Origin of the sequence: Acidovorax sp. SUPP1855 (genome assembly GCF_030158955.1) — a bacterium.
Taxonomy (GTDB): domain Bacteria; phylum Pseudomonadota; class Gammaproteobacteria; order Burkholderiales; family Burkholderiaceae_C; genus Paracidovorax.
The window spans coordinates 1-15,585 of the sequence record NZ_BQXI01000016.1 but is presented as its reverse complement, the minus strand read 5'-3'; the positions used below and the strand labels follow the sequence as shown (position 1 = coordinate 15,585).

The 15,585-nt window shown below is 68.3% G+C and carries 14 protein-coding genes and 5 tRNA genes; 10 read left to right on the top strand and 9 right to left on the bottom strand.

The genetic code is table 11. From position 1 onward, the window contains the following. The first annotated feature begins 395 nt into the window (after positions 1–395). From AVMA1855_RS14965 to AVMA1855_RS14925, 9 genes are all read left to right on the top strand, one after another. A complete protein-coding gene (locus AVMA1855_RS14965) occupies positions 396–1,607 on the top strand; it encodes an ABC transporter substrate-binding protein (protein WP_284426312.1) in 1,212 nt (403 codons plus the stop codon). Between the two features lie 181 nt (positions 1,608–1,788). Continuing rightward, the gene (locus AVMA1855_RS14960; RefSeq protein ID WP_284426311.1) at positions 1,789–2,709 is read left to right on the top strand and encodes a branched-chain amino acid ABC transporter permease; all 921 of its coding nucleotides are present in this window, start codon (positions 1,789–1,791) and stop codon (positions 2,707–2,709) included. A gap of 5 nt (positions 2,710–2,714) precedes the next feature. Continuing rightward, entirely contained in the window at positions 2,715–3,710 is a 996-nt protein-coding gene (locus AVMA1855_RS14955; RefSeq protein WP_284426310.1) for a branched-chain amino acid ABC transporter permease, read from the top strand. Further along, entirely contained in the window at positions 3,707–4,465 is a 759-nt protein-coding gene (locus tag AVMA1855_RS14950) for an ABC transporter ATP-binding protein (RefSeq protein WP_284426309.1), read from the top strand. The genes AVMA1855_RS14955 and AVMA1855_RS14950 overlap by 4 nt, the downstream gene beginning before the upstream one ends. Then, entirely contained in the window at positions 4,462–5,217 is a 756-nt protein-coding gene (locus tag AVMA1855_RS14945) for an ABC transporter ATP-binding protein (protein WP_284426308.1), read from the top strand. The genes AVMA1855_RS14950 and AVMA1855_RS14945 overlap by 4 nt, the downstream gene beginning before the upstream one ends. Before the next feature lie 124 nt (positions 5,218–5,341). Then, positions 5,342–6,307 (top strand): hypothetical protein, encoded by a 966-nt coding sequence (locus AVMA1855_RS14940; RefSeq protein WP_284426307.1) that lies wholly within the window; start codon positions 5,342–5,344, stop codon positions 6,305–6,307. 86 nt (positions 6,308–6,393) lie between these two features. Then, positions 6,394–7,470 carry a hypothetical protein gene (locus tag AVMA1855_RS14935; RefSeq protein WP_284426306.1) on the top strand — a complete coding sequence of 359 codons (1,077 nt, stop codon included), beginning with the start codon at positions 6,394–6,396 and terminating at the stop codon, positions 7,468–7,470. Between the two features lie 72 nt (positions 7,471–7,542). Beyond that, positions 7,543–7,947: a hypothetical protein gene (locus tag AVMA1855_RS14930; RefSeq protein WP_284426305.1), complete on the top strand. Its 405-nt coding sequence runs from the start codon at positions 7,543–7,545 to the stop codon at positions 7,945–7,947. A 160-nt stretch (positions 7,948–8,107) separates the two neighbouring features. After that, positions 8,108–9,199, top strand: coding sequence for a DUF72 domain-containing protein (locus tag AVMA1855_RS14925; protein WP_284426304.1), 1,092 nt, complete (start codon positions 8,108–8,110; stop codon positions 9,197–9,199). A gap of 109 nt (positions 9,200–9,308) precedes the next feature. On the opposite strand, the gene AVMA1855_RS14920 is transcribed toward AVMA1855_RS14925, so the two are convergent. From AVMA1855_RS14920 to AVMA1855_RS14910, 3 genes are all read right to left on the bottom strand, one after another. Beyond that, complete coding sequence (locus tag AVMA1855_RS14920) at positions 9,309–10,661, bottom strand: MFS transporter (RefSeq protein ID WP_284426379.1); 1,353 nt, start codon at positions 10,659–10,661, stop codon at positions 9,309–9,311. A gap of 83 nt (positions 10,662–10,744) precedes the next feature. Continuing rightward, entirely contained in the window at positions 10,745–11,956 is a 1,212-nt protein-coding gene (locus AVMA1855_RS14915) for a multidrug effflux MFS transporter (RefSeq protein WP_284426303.1), read from the bottom strand. 88 nt (positions 11,957–12,044) lie between these two features. Beyond that, positions 12,045–12,320, bottom strand: coding sequence for a metal/formaldehyde-sensitive transcriptional repressor (locus tag AVMA1855_RS14910; protein WP_284406194.1), 276 nt, complete (start codon positions 12,318–12,320; stop codon positions 12,045–12,047). Between the two features lie 61 nt (positions 12,321–12,381). Here AVMA1855_RS14910 and dmeF point away from each other — a divergent pair, with 61 nt between their 5' ends. Beyond that, a complete protein-coding gene (gene dmeF, locus AVMA1855_RS14905; protein WP_284426302.1) occupies positions 12,382–13,377 on the top strand; it encodes a CDF family Co(II)/Ni(II) efflux transporter DmeF in 996 nt (331 codons plus the stop codon). Positions 13,378–13,423: 46 nt separating this feature from the next. Here dmeF and AVMA1855_RS14900 read toward each other — a convergent pair whose 3' ends face one another. The 6 genes from AVMA1855_RS14900 to AVMA1855_RS14875 form a co-directional block, all read right to left on the bottom strand. After that, positions 13,424–14,605 (bottom strand): acetyltransferase domain-containing protein, encoded by a 1,182-nt coding sequence (locus AVMA1855_RS14900; RefSeq protein ID WP_284426301.1) that lies wholly within the window; start codon positions 14,603–14,605, stop codon positions 13,424–13,426. A gap of 397 nt (positions 14,606–15,002) precedes the next feature. Further along, a tRNA-Asp gene (locus AVMA1855_RS14895) sits at positions 15,003–15,079 on the bottom strand. A gap of 50 nt (positions 15,080–15,129) precedes the next feature. Continuing rightward, positions 15,130–15,205, bottom strand: a tRNA-Glu gene (locus tag AVMA1855_RS14890). 34 nt (positions 15,206–15,239) lie between these two features. Beyond that, a tRNA-Ala gene (locus AVMA1855_RS14885) sits at positions 15,240–15,315 on the bottom strand. A gap of 62 nt (positions 15,316–15,377) precedes the next feature. Beyond that, positions 15,378–15,454, bottom strand: a tRNA-Asp gene (locus AVMA1855_RS14880). Between the two features lie 50 nt (positions 15,455–15,504). Next, positions 15,505–15,580, bottom strand: a tRNA-Glu gene (locus AVMA1855_RS14875). Positions 15,581–15,585: the final 5 nt, after the last annotated feature.

Sequence of the window (15,585 nt, the reverse complement as noted above, 5' to 3'; positions counted from 1 at the left end):
GGCCCTTGTTTCAGTCCGCACCGCCCCCTGCCCCGCGCCTTGCGTGGCGGCCCGGCCGGCACCGGGCGACATTCCATCCCAGGGAAGACCTGTAGGCGCGGCAGCCCGGTGCGCTTGTACGATCCCAGGCACTCCCATCGCCCGCCCAGGACCGGGCGGCGATGGCGACCACCGCTGCATGGAATGCCCCTTGCATCAGGACAGCCCGGGCATCCGCTTTCCGTGCCTGCAAGGCGCCTTCGCACCCAGCGATGCGCACGTTCCCGGTGCATGGCACGGCAACGCGGGCCGAAGTGGGGCTGCAGGGCCCCGCGACGGCCAGGCGATGCACGGCACGGCCTGCAGCGGCCCCGGCTGGTTTTCCCCTTGGTTGATCGACGATTGAAGGACTGACGATGGCACGAATTTCCCGCACTTCCCTTCGCACCCGGCTCGGCGCCACCGCCCTGGCGGTCCTGGGCGCCTGCGCCGGCCTGCCGGCAGCGGCCCAGCAGCCGGCCACCCCCATCAAGGTGGGCATCGCACTGGACATCTCCGGCCCGTTCGCCGCCCTGGGGGCCGAGGCGCGGGACGGCTTCGCGCTGGGCATCAAGCAGCTGGGCGGCAAGTTGGGCGGCCAGCCCGTGCAGTTCGTGCAGACCGACATGGCCGGCAGCCCCGACCAGGCCAAGCAGCTGGTGGACCGCTTCGTGCAACGCGAGAAGATCGACCTGTTCACCGGCCCCATCGCCTCCAACGTGGCGCTGGCCGTGGCGCCCACGCTGTTCGCCGCCAAGGTGCCCTACCTGTCGAACAACGCGGGCCCCAGCCAACTGGCAGGCGCGCAGTGCAACCCCTACTTCTTCGGCACCGCCTACCAGAACGACCAGTACCACGAGGCCGCCGGCCAGTTCGCGGCCGACCGGGGCTTCAAGCGCATGGTGCTGATCGCGCCCAACTACCCCGCCGGCAAGGACGGGATCAACGGCTTCAAGCGCAATTTCAAGGGCACGGTGGTGGACGAGATGTACACCAAGCTCGGCCAGATCGACTACGCGACCGAACTGGCGCAATTGCGCGCCGCCAAGCCCGAGGCCGTGTACTTCTTCCTGCCCGGCGCCATGGGCATCAACTTCATCAAGCAGTTCGTGGGCGCGGGCCTGTCCAAGGACATTACGCTGGTGACCAGCGGCTTCTCGGCCGACGAAGACGTCATCAGCGCCGTGGGCGAACCCATGCTGGGGCTGTTCAACACCTCGCACTGGGCGCACGACCTGGACAACCCGGCCAACAAGGCCTTCGTGGCCGCGTTCCGCAAGGAGTACGGCGGGCGCTACCCGTCCATCTACGCCGCGCAGGCCTTCGACGTGATCACCGCCATGGACTCGGCCGTCAAGGCCGTGGGCGGCAAGGTGTCCGACCGCGATGCATTGATCAAGGCGCTGGCCAAGGCGCAGTTTCCTTCGGTGCGCGGCAACTTCCGCTACGCCAACAACCACTACCCGGTACAGAACTTCTACCTGCGCACCATCGGCAAGGACGCCGAAGGCCGCGTGACCAACAAGACCATCAAGACGGTGCTGGAAAACTATGGGGATGCGTTCTCTGCCCAGTGCGGTATGAAGTAGCCCCCCTGAGTCGCTTCGCGCCTTCCCTCCGAAGGGGGGACGCCGCCAGCGCGGCGGGGCGGCCCTTGCGCGGCGGCTGCTGGCCTGGGGCCGCGCCCGTTTTGAAAGGCAGCGCGCGTCGCTTGCGGACATGGAACCCTGAAATGACATCGAACCCCTCCTCATCCACTGGCGCCACGCCATGAATCCGATCCTCGTCTTCGAACAACTGCTCAATGGCGCGGGCTACGGGCTCATGCTTTTCCTGATCGCGGCGGGGCTCACCCTGGTCTTCGGGATCATGGACGTGATGAACCTCTCGCACGGCTCGCTGTTCATGGTGGGCGCCTACGTGGCCGCCACGGTGCATGTGCAGAGCGGCTCGTTCGCCGTGGCGGTGCTGGTGGCCGTGGCCGTGACGGTGGCGGTGGCGGCCCTGCTGGAGGTGACGCTGATGCGCCGCCTCTACGGGCGTGACCACCTGGCCCAGGTGCTGGCCACCTTCGGCGTGATCCTCGTGGCGGACGATGCCGTGAAGATGGTGTGGGGCCCCTCCCCCGTCATGGCGCCCACGCCGGCCTGGCTCTCGGGGCCGGTGGAACTGTTCGCCGGCCTGCCCTACCCGTCGTACCGCCTGGTGGTGCTGGGCGCGGGCGTGCTGGTGGCGGGTCTGCTGTACCTGCTGGTCAACCACAGCCGCGTGGGCATGCTGGTGCGCGCGGGCGCGTCGGACCGCTGGATGGCCGAGCTGATGGGCGTGCGCGTGCGGCGCGTGTTCTGCGGCATCTTCGTGCTGGGTGCCGCCCTGGCGGCCCTCGCGGGCGCCCTCATGGGGCCGCTGATGGCGGTGCAGGTCGGCATGGGCGAATCCATCCTGATCCCCGCGCTGGTGGTGATCGTCATCGGCGGCATCGGCTCGTTGCGCGGCGCCTTCGTGGCTGCCCTGCTGGTGGGACTGGTGGACACCATCGGCCGCGCGTTCCTGCCGCTGCTGCTGCGCGCCACCCTGCCGCCCGCCGTGGCCGCCGACTTAGGGCCGCTGTGCGCCGAGGTGGCCATGTACGCCCTGATGGCGGCGGTTCTGAGCTTTCGCCCCGCGGGGCTGTTTTCTGCCAAGGCCTGAGCGACATGTCTGCTGCATCCCTGACTTCCTCTTCCCCGCCGCAGCGCCCTGCCGCCCCGCGCTGGCGCGGCGCGCTGCTGCCGCTGGCCCTGCTGGCGGCGCTGGCGGTGTTTCCGCTGGTGGCATCGGCCCTGGGGCTGGATTTTTACATCGGCTTCGTGCGCCGGGTGCTGGTCGTGGCCCTGGCCGCCGCCAGCCTGAACTTCATCATGGGCTTTGGCGGCATGGTAGCGCTGGGGCATGCGGGCTTCATGGGCGTGGGCGCCTACACGGTGGTGGTGCTCAGCGACGCGGGCGCCACCTCGGCCTGGGTGGTGTGGGGCGCCGCCATGGTGCTGGCCGCGCTGGCGGCTGCGCTGGTGGGCGCCATCTCGCTGCGCACCCAGGGCGTGTACTTCATCATGATCACGCTGGCCTTCGCGCAGATGCTGTACTTCGTGTTCGTCTCGCTGCGCAGCTACGGCGGGGACGACGGCTACACCCTGCCCATGCGGCCCGTGCTCGGCCTGGGCCTGAACGCCATGCACGAGCCCACCCTGTACTGGGTGGTGCTGGCGCTGGTGGCGCTGGTGCTGTGGTGGCTGGACCGGGCCACGGCCTCGCGCTTCGGCGCGGCGCTGGCGGGCATCCGCGACAACGCGACGCGCATGCGCGCGCTGGGCTATCCGGTGTACCTGCTGCAGCTGGCCGCCTTCACCCTGGCCGGCGCGGTGGCGGGCCTGGCGGGCGCGCTGCTGGCCACGGGCAACAGCTTCGTGAGCCCGGCGATGATGCACTGGACGCAGTCGGCCACGCTCATCGTGATGGTCGTCATCGGCGGCCTGGGCCGGCGCTGGGGCGGGCCGCTGGGCGCGGCCGTGTGGCTGGCGCTGGAAGAGGCGCTCAAGCTCCACACCGACCACTGGCACATGCCGCTGGGCCTGCTACTGATCGCCACCGCGCTGTACGCGCCCAGGGGCCTGGCCGCGCTGGCGGACCTGCGCGCAAGGAGCGCGCAATGAGCCTGTTCCAAGTGCAGGGCCTGGTCAAACGCTTCGGTGGCCTGCTGGCCACCGACCACGTGGACCTGACCGTGGCGCACGGCGAGGTCCACGCCCTCATCGGCCCCAACGGCGCGGGCAAGACCACGCTGGTCCACCAGATCTCGGGGCTGCTCGCACCCGACGCGGGCCGCGTTCTGCTCGATGGCGCCGACATTACCGCCCTGCCCATGCACCGCCGGGTGGCCAAGGGCCTGTCGCGCTGTTTTCAGGTGACGCGCATCTTTCCCCGGCAGACCGTGCGCGACAACCTGCTGCTGGCCGTGCAGGCGCACAGCGGGTCGAGCTTTCGCTTTCTGCAGCCGCGCTCGCAGGCGCGCGGGCTGTACGAGGCCGCCGACCGGCTGGCCGAGCGCGTGGGCCTGCAACACAGCATGGACGGCATCGCCGGCGCCCTGCCCCATGGCGCCCAGCGCACGCTCGACGTGGCCCTCGCGCTGGCCTGCGCGCCCAAGCTGCTGCTGCTCGACGAACCCATGGCCGGCATGGGGCCGGAGGAATCGCAGCAGATGGTGCAGCTGATCGACAGCCTGCGCCGGGACATGGCCGTGCTGCTGATCGAGCACGACATGGAGGCCGTCTTCCGCCTGGCCGACCGCATCTCGGTGCTGGTGTACGGCCGGGTGCTCACGGCCGGCACGCCCCATGAGATCCGCAGCAACGCCGAAGTGCAGGCCGTGTACCTGGGCACCGAAACCCTGGAGGCCACCCCATGAGCGCGCCCACGCCTTCGATGCACCATGGGTCCGCGCCCGTGGCCGAGCCCCTGCTGAGCTGCCAGGGCCTGGAGGCCGGCTACGGCGTGAGCCAGGTGCTGTTCGGCATCCACCTCGACATCGCCGCGGGCGAAGTGGTGTCCCTGCTGGGACGCAACGGCATGGGCAAGAGCACCACCATCAAGACCCTGGTGGGCGCGCTGCGCCCCACGGCCGGCGCCATCCGCTTCGCGGGCCAGGCCATCGGGGCGATGAAGAGCGACGCCATCGCCCGCCTGGGCCTGGCCATCGTGCCCGAGGGCCGCCACGTGTTCCCCAACCTCAGCGTGCGCGAACACCTGCTGGCCTTCGCCAGCAACCGCAGCAGCCTGGGCGAGCCCTGGGACCTGAAGCGCATCTACGGCGTGTTCCCGCGCCTGCAGGAACGCGAGCACCACCTGGGCCACCAGCTGTCGGGCGGCGAGCAGCAGATGCTGGCCATCGGCCGCGCGCTGTCCACCAACCCGCGCCTGCTGATCCTGGACGAAGCCACCGAGGGCCTGGCCCCGGTGATCCGCGAGGAAATCTGGCGGTGCCTGGCCACGCTCAAGTCTGCGGGACAGACCATCCTGGTGGTAGACAAGTACGTGCACCGCCTCATGGGCCTGGCCGATCGGCACGTGATCCTGGAGCGCGGGCGCGTGGTGTGGCAAGGGGATTCCGAGGCGCTCAATGCGGATCGGGGGCTGTGGGCGCAGTACCTCTCGGTGTAGCGAGAAGAGGTTTTTTGCTTTGAGGAGCGGAACAACAATTCATCACGATTTTCATCACGGAGCAGCACCAGCGAGGGAGCCCAAGACGGGAGAATCTGCGGCTTTATAAAAACTAGGCCAGACCATGCCTCTTGTACTGACCTGCCGACCCGCAGGCCCGCGCTTCTTCATCTCTGCAGATGCAACGATGCCAAAGATCGTGATGACGGCCACGCTGTCTGGCGTACCGCTGAATCCGGCTGGGCCTGTACCCACCTATGAATGGTCGGCAACCCTTGTATTCGATGGAGGTGTCCCGCCTACCAACACTGCCTATGGAGGAAACCGCAGAACCCAGCATGCACCGATTCGTTCGCAGGCAGGGCATGGCAACACTTGGCGCATTCCATTCACGGAAGTGCGCGGAGGCTTGCTGACCGTCAATGTGATCGCCCGCGTTGGTGGCACCGTGCTGAAGGCAAGCAGCACGAACCTTACCATTGCAGGCACCAATCCGCTGCCCACAGCCATCCGAGCCTTCGCCAACAGCATTGGGGCCACCAAGGTGCGGTTTAGAAAACAGTTGCGCCAAGAGAGCTCGCTTCAGCAGTTCCGGCCACCTGGAAACTGGCCAAAGTACAGCAGCGATGGGCTTGGGGGCGTGGGGCTGGCGCAGATCACCCGACCTGCTCCCACAGCAGACCAAACCTGGAACTGGAAGGAAAACATTCGCGCTGGATGGGCGCTTTATCAGGAAAAGGAGCGCATCGCTCGTGCCTATCCTGCTAACGCCCAACGCAGTGAGTCCTTTAGAAATCTCGTCGGTGCATGGAATCGCGCGCGGTCTGCCCAAAATTTGCCGCAAGCACAAGTCACACTGCCGGCCTTCACGGATGAACAGCTCGAACTCGATACGATTCGCGGATTCAACGGCTACGCCAACGGCTTGCATGAGTTTCGGCCACGAACGCAGAGCGGTCAACTGGTTGTCACCCTGGATTCGAGCGGCCAGCGCGGAAGTGCGGAATGGGAAAGAGTGCCCGTGGATGAACGGGGCAGCGCTGGAGACCCTCGCTATGTTGAACATGTTGATGCGGCTGCGGATTTCTGATTGTCATGACTCAGCAAAAAAACCCCTTACCAACCTTTAACTACAACGCACGGACAGTACGCCGCTCCACCTTGATGTGCGCTGCCATGCTGCTTGCCGCCTGTTCACCCAACAAGGACGGCGGTCAGGCCGATGCCCCGTCACAGACACCGTCAAACAACCCAGCGTCTTTAAGCGCCCCGGATGCCAGCCACCGGTTTCTCTACGTCATCTACTGCACCGGCACCGTGGACCGACTCGATCTGGCGCGGCCCGCCAAAGTCTCGTCGTTCGCGCTCAGCGAGCGCAGCGGCACGCCGCCGGCCGTCGCTGTGGCGCCGTCTCCGGGCGTCAAGCCCGACAGTTGCCTGGCCCGCCCCGCTGCCACGGATGGCACGGGTGGCACAGCAGAGCGCCAAGTGCAGTTGGTCGCGACGCCCCAGTTCTACCGCAGCGATGCCGATGGGCAGAAAGCCTATCGACTGCTGACGTTCTCGCTGCCCGACTGGACGCTGCGCCAGCAGGCGGACCTGGGAATGTTCGACGTGCTCAACGGCACGCCGCCGCGCATGGTGCGTGGTCCGCAGGCCGGCCAGTGGGTGCCCCGCCCATCCGAGGGGGCGCCTGATGCCACGGCCGATTTGGCCGGGTATGCGGGCGGCCAGGGCCTGGCCTTTGCACGCTTCACCCAATGGTCGGGCGATGTGTCCTTGGTGGAGTTCGCGGGTCCCGGCCCGTCCCAAGGCACGCCGCAGGCCCAGGCGGGCTTTGCCGATCGCGCCGCGCATCGCTTCGTGCGGCTGGCCGGCCCCCCCGATGCGGACAGCGGCCCCTTGCGGCTGGCGCCGGGAGGGCGGTTTGCCGTGCGCGAGGTCCAGCGGCCGCAGCCCCCCGCCCCCTCCGCCCAAGGCGCTGCCGACACCGCCCCTTTGCGAAACACCGGCGAACTGCGCGTGTACCGCACCGCCGATGGGCAGCAGGTGGCCAGCGTGGCGGACGCGCGCATCGCCGGCCCCTGGCATGGGATTGCCATCACGCCCGGCGGCTGGGCCGTTTACACCGACCGCCAGGGCGCGTACCGCTTCGTGGCATTGGGGCGCACCTTCGGCACGGAGCCGGTGCAGGACGGCGAGACCGACGACCTTGATGGAACGCGCCCCGGGCTGGTGTACAGCGCGCAGTGAGCGCGGGGGGCGTCCCTAAAATGCGCAGACCACCGCCACGCCACCACAACCAACGCCTGCGCCTTTAAGACCATGACGCCCTTCCCCTATCCGGTCCGCACTGAATGCCCGCCAGGCGCGTGCGTGTGCGACCGCGATGCGCTGTTGCAGGCGCCGAGCGGCGACTTGCGCGTGCTGCGCCTCACGCGGGAGGAGGAAAAACGGCTCATCGACCGGCTGGAGAACCTGGGCAGCCTGGGCGAACTGCGCCGCATGCAGGACCGGCTGGAAGCGCAACTGGGCATCCGCCTGAGCATCACCACCAGCCCCAACGAGGTCCGCAGCCTGCGCGGCATCGCCATCCTGGTGCTGGAGCAGCGGGGTCTGTGCCGCAAGACCCGGCAGGCCATTCCCGCCGCGATCAAGAAGAGCATGGACCGTCACCCCGACATCGCCTATGAACTGCTGAACGAAGGGGGGCTGTTTTCGGGCGAATGACTGGTCGCGGCGTCCGGGGTGCCGCCGTTGCGGCGCCGAAACCAAAGGAAACAGCACGGGTCTGGAAGAACACGCCATCGCGCCCCACCTCGATACCGTGCAGGGCCCGCACTTCCTGCCTTTCATCCGCTTTCTGCGCGCCCGCTCATCGACTCCCTCCATGCAAGACGATCTTTTCGGCGACCTGCCCGTTCCCCCCAAGCCGCCCGCTGCGGCGCCCGCCAGACGCCCTGCCCCATCGGCCGAGCCCACCGAGGCCAAGGCCCCTGCCGTGCGCCGCAGCGGCACGGTGCAACCGGCGGCCTGGGACGACGACCTGCGCGCACTGGCCGACCGGCTGCCGTCGCGCTTGCGCATGGGCACGTCGTCGTGGACCTACCCCGGCTGGAAGGGCTTGCTGTGGGAGGGCGAGCATTCGGAGCAGACGCTTTCCAAGAACGGCCTGCCGGTGTATGCCCAGCACCCGCTGATGCGCACGGTGAGCATCGACCGCAGCTTCTACCGGCCGCTCACGGTGAGCCAGTACGAGCGCTACGCCTCGCAGGTGCCGCATGACTTTCGCTTCGTGGTGAAGGCGCCCAGTCTGGTGACCGATGCGCTGGTGCGCGGCGAGGACGGGCGCGGGCGCCAGGCCAACCCGGCGTTCCTGGATGCCGCGCTGGCCACGCAGGAATTCGTGACGCCCGCGCTCGAAGGCCTGGGCGCCAAGGTGGGTGCGCTGGTGTTCCAGTTGAGCCCCCTGCCGCTGGCGCAGCTCGACCGGCTGCCGCAGGTGCTGGAGCGCCTGCGCACGATGCTGCTCGCGCAGCCGCCACTGGCGCCCACCGCGCCGGACGGCGTGCTGGCCGTGGAAGTGCGCGACCCCGAGTGGCTGTCGCCCGAGTTCATGCCGCACTTTGCCGCCGTGCTGCGCGAAGCCGGCGCCACCTACTGCGTGGGGCTGCACGCCAAGATGCCGCCGCTGGCGGAGCAACTGCACCTGCTGCGCCGGCTGTGGCCCGGACCGCTGGTGTGCCGCTGGAACCTGAACCCGGTGCACGGCGCCTATGGGTACGAAGACGCCGAAAAGCTCTACGCCCCCTACGACCGCATCCTGCACCCGGCCCCCGAGGTGCACGACGTGCTGGCGCGCACGATCGCGGGGGTGACCGGCGCAGGCCAGAATGCCTTCGTCACGGTCAGCAACCATGCTGAAGGGTGCGCGCCCCTCACCCTGCGCACGCTGGCGGAGCAGGTGGCGCCCCTGGGTTAGCGCGACGGGCCTCAAGCGACCGACCATGCCCCAAAGGGAATGCTATTAATTTAATAGCAAAATGCCCTAGTATCAATTGCGCTGGCGGCCTAAAAGGCCAAAACCCGATTCAGGCATGCACCGTGGCGCCGTGCCGCAGCCGCATCACACTGCACACGCCCGCCAACGCTGCGCAGCCGGCCGCCGCCATCAGCGCCACCGATTCACCCTGCCCGTCGTGCTGGCCCCAGACCGCGAAGATGCCCGCCAGCAGCACGGCGCCCAGGGTCTGCCCGGTCAGGCGCGCGGTGCCCAGCATGCCGCTGGCCGCGCCCGAACGGTGCAACGGTGCCGAGGCGACGATGGTGTGGTTGTTGGGCGACTGGAACAGCCCGAAGCCCGCCCCGCACAGCAGCATGCGCCACGCCACGTCGAACACGCCCGGTTGCGGCGGCAGCACGGCCAGCGCCACCAGCCCGCAGGCGAACACCGCCATGCCGACGCCGCCCAGCAGGCCGTCCGCGAAGCGGCCGATGAGCCGTCCCGCGAACGGCGCCACCACCACGATGGCCAGCGGCCAGGCGGTGATGAGCAGGCCCGCCTCGAAATGCGACCGGCCCTGCGCCTCCAGCAGCAGGAACGGAAGCGACAGAAAGGCCAGCATCTGCGCGCAGAAGGCCCCGACCGACGCGCCCATCGACAGCGCGAACACGGGGATGCGCAGCAGGTCCACCGGAAACAGCGGCACAGCCACGCGCCGCTGCCGCCGCAGGTACACCCAGCCCACCGCGACGCCGGCCAGCAGCAGCGCCCAGCCCAGCGGGGCCGCCGCGCGCGAGGCCTCGCCCCGCACGCCGAGCTGCTCGCCACCGATGAAGATCAGCGCGAACATGAGGACGTTGAGCGTGACGTCCAGCACCGTCAGCCGCGCGCCGGTGTGCGTACTGGGCGGATTGAACGGCAGCGCGCGCCGCCCCAGCCACAACGTGAACAGGCCCAGCGGCAGGTTCAGCGCGAACAGCCAGGGCCACGATGCGAACGACAAGATGGCCGCCGCCACCGATGGCCCGGCCATCGACGAGGTGGCCACGACCAGCGAGTTGATGGCCATGCCCCGGCCCAAATGCGCGCGCGGATAGGTCAGGCGCACCAGCGCGGCATTCACGCTCATGATGCCCGCCGCACCCAGCCCCTGCACCGCGCGCGCCACCACCAGCGCGGGGAGTGATGTGGCCAGCATGGCCCCGAGCGACGACACGGCAAACAGCGCCATGCCCAGCAGGTACACGCGCCGGTAGCCGATGCGCTCGCCCAGCGAGGCGAGCGGCAGCAACATGACCAGCGTGGCGATCTGGTAGGCATTGACGACCCAGATGGCCCGCGCCGCGCCCGCGTTCAGTTCGCGAGCGATGCCGGGCAGCGCGAGGTTGACGATGCTGCCGTCCAGCACCGCCACGGTCAGCCCGAGGATGATGACCAGCATGGCCCGCGCGCGGTCGCGCGGAGGCAGCCCGTCGGAGGCGGCGGGCGCGCCCTGCCCCACGGCGGCGGCGCCCGGACCGGGGCTCAAACCCGCGCCTCCACCGGCCCGGCGGCATGCGGGCCCGCCAGCGTGATCCAGGTCAGCGCCACGCCCACCAGCGCGCCTGCGGCCATGCCGATCACCATGGGCAAGGGCTGTCCGTTGGCGAACACGCCCACAATGCCCATGGCCGCCGCGCCCGTCAGCATCTGCAGCGTGCCCAGCAGGGCCGAGGCCGTGCCGGCGATGGCGCCGTGCTGCTCCAGCGCCAGCACCGAGGTGGTGGGAATCACCAGCCCCATGAAGGCGCTGGACACGAAATACAGCGCGATCAACACCGCCAGCTGGTCGCCGCCCAGCAGGTAGTAGGCCAGCAACAGCACCATGACCACGCCGGCCGCGCTGGCCGCCACCTTGACGAGCGGCACCAGGCCGAACCTTTGGCCGAGCAGGCCGGTGAACTGGGACGAGCCGATGAAGGCCGCCGCGTTCAGCGAGAACGCCAGGCTGTACTGCGTGGGCGTGAGCCCGTAGTGGTTGATGAGCACGAACGGCGATCCCGCCAGGTACACGAAGAAGCCCGACATGGCACAGCCGCCGATGAAGACCAGGCCCAGGTAATGGCGATCGCGCAGCAGCAGCCCGTAGGCCCGCAGGGCGCCGCCCAGGCTGCTTTCCACCCGGTCGGCGGCAGGACGCGTCTCGCGCAGCGCGCCATAGACGAGCGCCAGCCCCGCGATGGCGGCCACCGCCACCACCCAGAACACGCCGCGCCAGCCGGTGAGGGCGATGACCCCGCTGCCCGCGAGCGGCGCGAGGATGGGCGACACGCTGAACACCAGCATCAGCAGCGCCATCAGGCGCGCGGCATCGGTGCCGGTGTGCAGATCGCGCACCACGGCGCGCGGAATGGCCATCCCCGCGGCGGCGCCCAGGCCCTGCAGGAAGCGCAGCGCCACCAGCGTCTCGATCTCGGTCGCCAGGGCGCAGCCCACGCTCGCCGCGGTGAACAGCAGCAGCCCGAAATACAGCGGCGGCTTGCGCCCCACCATGTCGGACACCGGGCCGTAGAACAGCTGCCCCGCTCCCAGCGCCAGGAAGAACGCCGTCAGGCTCCACTGCACGGCGCCGACCTGCGCGCCCAGGCTGCGCCCGATGTCGGGAAGCGCCGGCAGGTACATGTCGATGGCAAAGGGGCCGATGGCCGAAAGAAGGCCCAGAACGAGGGCGGCGCGAAGGAAGGGCGAAGGAAACATGGGCCCGATTGTCGCCAACGGCGGCATCCGCCGCTGGGGCGCCCGATTGGCCGGCGGCCGAGCGCGGTCTTGCCCCGGAGCACCCGGCCTATTTGAGGTAGGAGCGCAGCGCCGAGGCCACCGCCGCCACGTCCTGCGCGCGCTGCTGCGCGGGAGCTGCGGGGTCACCCAGGTGCTGAACGATGTGGCCTTCCAGCACCTGCGCCATCAGGCCGTTCACCGCGCCGCGGATGGCCGCGATTTGTTGCAGCACCGCCATGCAGTCTGCCTCTTGTTCGAGCGCCCGCTCCAGGGCCGCGGCCTGGCCCTGGATGCGCCGCACGCGGGCCAGGAGCTTCTTTTTTCCGTGGATGGTATGGGCCATGACCGGATTGTACGAAGGGCTGAAAATATACTGGGGTACAGTATCTTTCACCATGACTTTCATGACCCAAAACCCTTCCGCCAACGCCCCCCTCGCAGCCGGCTGGCAGCACCCCCATGTCTTCAGCCACGGCAATCCCTTGGCCGAGCGCAACACCCGCTGGGCGGTGGCACTGACGGTCGCCATGATGGTGGCGGAAATCGTCGGCGGCTGGGCCTTCGGCTCAATGGCATTGCTGGCGGACGGCTGGCACATGGGCTCGCATGCCCTGGCGCTCGGGCTATCCGCTGTGGCGTATGCCGCGGCCCGGCGCCACGCGAGCGACGGCCGCTTCGCCTTCGGCACCTGGAAGATCGAGGTGCTGGGCGGCTACACCAGCGCCATCCTGCTGCTGCTCGTGGCCGGGCTCATGGTCTACCAGTCGGTGCAGCGGCTCCTCGCCCCGGCGCCCATCCAGTATGAGCAGGCCGTCTTCACGGCCACGCTGGGACTGGCGGTCAACCTGGCGTGCGCCTGGCTGCTGCGGGGCGGGCATGTGCATCAGGCACACCACTCGCACCACGAACACCCTGCGCATGAAGGCCACGGCCACAGCCATGGGATGACGCCAGCCGATCTGAACCTGCGGTCGGCCTACCTGCACGTGGTGGCCGACGCTGCCACGTCGGTGCTGGCCATCGCCGCACTGTGCGGGGGGCTGCTGTGGGGCGCCGACTGGCTCGACCCGGCCGTGGGCCTGCTGGGCGCGGCCCTGGTCGCGGGCTGGGCCTGGGGGTTGTTGCGCGATACCGGGCGGGTGCTGCTGGACGCGGAAATGGACGCGCCCGTGGTGCAGGAAATCCGCGATACGATCGCCGCCAGCCCCATTCCCGCCAGCGTGTGCGACCTTCACGTGTGGCGTGTGGGCACGGACCTGTACGCCTGCATCCTGTCGCTGTCCACGGCCCATCCGTCCGTGGCGCCCGACTTCTTCAAGCGCCTGCTGAGCGTGCACGAGGAACTGATGCACGTCTCCGTCGAGGTAAACCGGGCAGACACCTCCGGCCGGCCCCACTGACCAGGCTGCGCACCAACGCGGGCATTCGCGACGGCACCGCCCACGCTCAAAGGTACTTGAGCCAGGCGATGTCGCGCCGCCGCGCCTTGAAGGCCCCAAAGGCCTTCACCGCTGGGTACAGCGCCACGGCCAAGACGGCCGTGCACAGCCAGACGGCCCACATGGCGTCGAACCCGAAATACGTGCCCTGGGTCTTGCCCCACACGACCACTGCCGCGAGGTAAAGCAGCTTGAGCACGTACAGGTGCAGCAGGTAAAAGAACATGGGCGCGGCACCGAACCCCGCCAGCACCCGCAGCCCGGCTCCGGGCCGCGCCCGCTCGAACGCCCGCATCACCAGCAGGCCGATGCCCAGCGTGAGCGCGATGAACAGCAGTGAAGGCGGGTATTTGGTCACGTTGAAAAACGACATCGCGGTGGCCAGGGCCGTGTCGCCCGCCACCCAGGGCTTGTCGCCGTACACGTTCCACCAGCGCAACACGGCAAACCCGGCCAGCAGCCCCGTGCCCCAGGCCAGCAGGCGGCGCTGCCGCGCGCTCACATCTGCGGACGCCAGGAACCAGGGTCCAGCCGCATAGCCCAGCGCGATCACGCCGATCCAGGGCAACAGCGGATAGGAAGTGCGCAGGCGCAGCGATTCGCCCACTTCGATCCAGCCGCGGTCGTGCAGCACCGCCCAGGGAATGTGCAGCGCATGTCCGACCGGAAAATGCAGCCCGTCGAGCAGGTTGTGCCCGGCCACGATCGCCACGCCCAGAGCGATCAACACGGTGCGCGGCAACCACAGCAGCGCCGCCAGGGCCAGCATGCTCAGGCCGATCACCCAGATCACCTGCAGGTACACCACCTGGGGCGGCCACTGGAAGGTCCAGGCAAAGTTCACCAGCGTGAGTTCCAGCGCGACCAGGAAGAACCCACGCTGGAGCAGGAACACCGAGGCCGCCCCTCGGCCTCCGCCCTGCCGCGAACCATACAGGCAGGCGGACAGCCCCGTGAGGAACACGAACACCGGCGCGCACACGTGGGCCAGCAGCCGGCTTGCGAACAGGTCGGGCGAGGTGGCCGCGACGACCATGGGGTCGCTGACCTGGTGGTGCAGGAAAAAGGTTTCGCGCACGTGGTCCAGCAGCATGAACAGGATGACGAGCCCGCGCAGCGCGTCGATGGACTGCAGCCGGGCGGACGCGGGGCCAGTGTGGGGGAGAGGCAGGGAGCGGTCGATGGGCATGGAAGGGGTGGTGCGATGCCGGCATGGCCCTGGACTGCCGAGCGGTGGCGCTGTGGCGGCAGGAGCGATCCTTTGACGGCAAGTGGGCGAAAAGGCGCGATTGTGCCCGTTCGGGACAGGCCCGCTGCAATGCGCCTTCCCTCGGGTCCAAAACAAAGGTGCGTTCTGTGGGCTCATCTAAGGGGTCCATCCGGCGGCAGTGCGATGCGCACCCGGATCGACAACATGTAAAGCCCTTTTTCAGACCAGGCCATCCGCTGGCATTGCAGCATTCTTATGAGGAGCCACTATTGATTGATCCGGAACGGATGGACAGATCCCACGCAGCGAAGCCGCCTCTCGCCACCAAAAACCAAAGAAAAAGCCCTCGCAAGCATTGCTTGCGAGGGCTTCCATTTGGCGGAGTGGACGGGACTCGAACCCGCGACCCCCGGCGTGACAGGCCGGTATTCTAACCAACTGAACTACCACTCCTGGTAGGCAGCGTTTGCTTGTGAAAAGACACAAGCCAAGTGCTACAAACTTGGCGACCCTACGGGGATTCGAACCCCGGTACTCACCGTGAAAGGGTGATGTCCTAGGCCTCTAGACGATAGGGTCAAAACCTGGGAACTAACCGTTCTCTAAATCTCAGTGGTGGAGGTAAACGGGATCGAACCGATGACCTCTTGCATGCCATGCAAGCGCTCTCCCAGCTGAGCTATACCCCCACTTTCTTCGGCATTCACCAAAGAAAAACCCTTGCACATCCAAGACCTGCAAGGGCTTTGACTGGCGGAGTGGACGGGACTCGAACCCGCGACCCCCGGCGTGACAGGCCGGTATTCTAACCAACTGAACTACCACTCCTGGCAGGCAGCGTTTGCTTGTGAAAAGACACAAGCCAAGTGCTACAAACTTGGCGACCCTACGGGGATTCGAACCCCGGTACTCACCGTGAAAGGGTGATGTCCTAGGCCTCTAGACGATAGGGTCAAAAC

Excerpts from the sequence above, each read along its gene's own strand:
- AVMA1855_RS14940 (WP_284426307.1), top strand. The coding sequence starts at position 5,342 with ATGCCTCTTGTACTGACCTGCCGACCCGCAGGCCCGCGCTTCTTCATC.
- AVMA1855_RS14945 (WP_284426308.1), top strand. The coding sequence starts at position 4,462 with ATGAGCGCGCCCACGCCTTCGATGCACCATGGGTCCGCGCCCGTGGCC.
- AVMA1855_RS14960 (WP_284426311.1), top strand. The coding sequence starts at position 1,789 with ATGAATCCGATCCTCGTCTTCGAACAACTGCTCAATGGCGCGGGCTAC.
- AVMA1855_RS14910 (WP_284406194.1), bottom strand. The coding sequence starts at position 12,320 with ATGGCCCATACCATCCACGGAAAAAAGAAGCTCCTGGCCCGCGTGCGG.
- AVMA1855_RS14935 (WP_284426306.1), top strand. The coding sequence starts at position 6,394 with ATGCTGCTTGCCGCCTGTTCACCCAACAAGGACGGCGGTCAGGCCGAT.
- AVMA1855_RS14930 (WP_284426305.1), top strand. The coding sequence starts at position 7,543 with ATGACGCCCTTCCCCTATCCGGTCCGCACTGAATGCCCGCCAGGCGCG.
- AVMA1855_RS14965 (WP_284426312.1), top strand. The coding sequence starts at position 396 with ATGGCACGAATTTCCCGCACTTCCCTTCGCACCCGGCTCGGCGCCACC.
- AVMA1855_RS14900 (WP_284426301.1), bottom strand. The coding sequence starts at position 14,605 with ATGCCCATCGACCGCTCCCTGCCTCTCCCCCACACTGGCCCCGCGTCC.
- AVMA1855_RS14925 (WP_284426304.1), top strand. The coding sequence starts at position 8,108 with ATGCAAGACGATCTTTTCGGCGACCTGCCCGTTCCCCCCAAGCCGCCC.
- AVMA1855_RS14950 (WP_284426309.1), top strand. The coding sequence starts at position 3,707 with ATGAGCCTGTTCCAAGTGCAGGGCCTGGTCAAACGCTTCGGTGGCCTG.
- dmeF (WP_284426302.1), top strand. The coding sequence starts at position 12,382 with ATGACCCAAAACCCTTCCGCCAACGCCCCCCTCGCAGCCGGCTGGCAG.
- AVMA1855_RS14920 (WP_284426379.1), bottom strand. The coding sequence starts at position 10,661 with ATGCTGGTCATCATCCTCGGGCTGACCGTGGCGGTGCTGGACGGCAGC.
- AVMA1855_RS14955 (WP_284426310.1), top strand. The coding sequence starts at position 2,715 with ATGTCTGCTGCATCCCTGACTTCCTCTTCCCCGCCGCAGCGCCCTGCC.
- AVMA1855_RS14915 (WP_284426303.1), bottom strand. The coding sequence starts at position 11,956 with ATGTTTCCTTCGCCCTTCCTTCGCGCCGCCCTCGTTCTGGGCCTTCTT.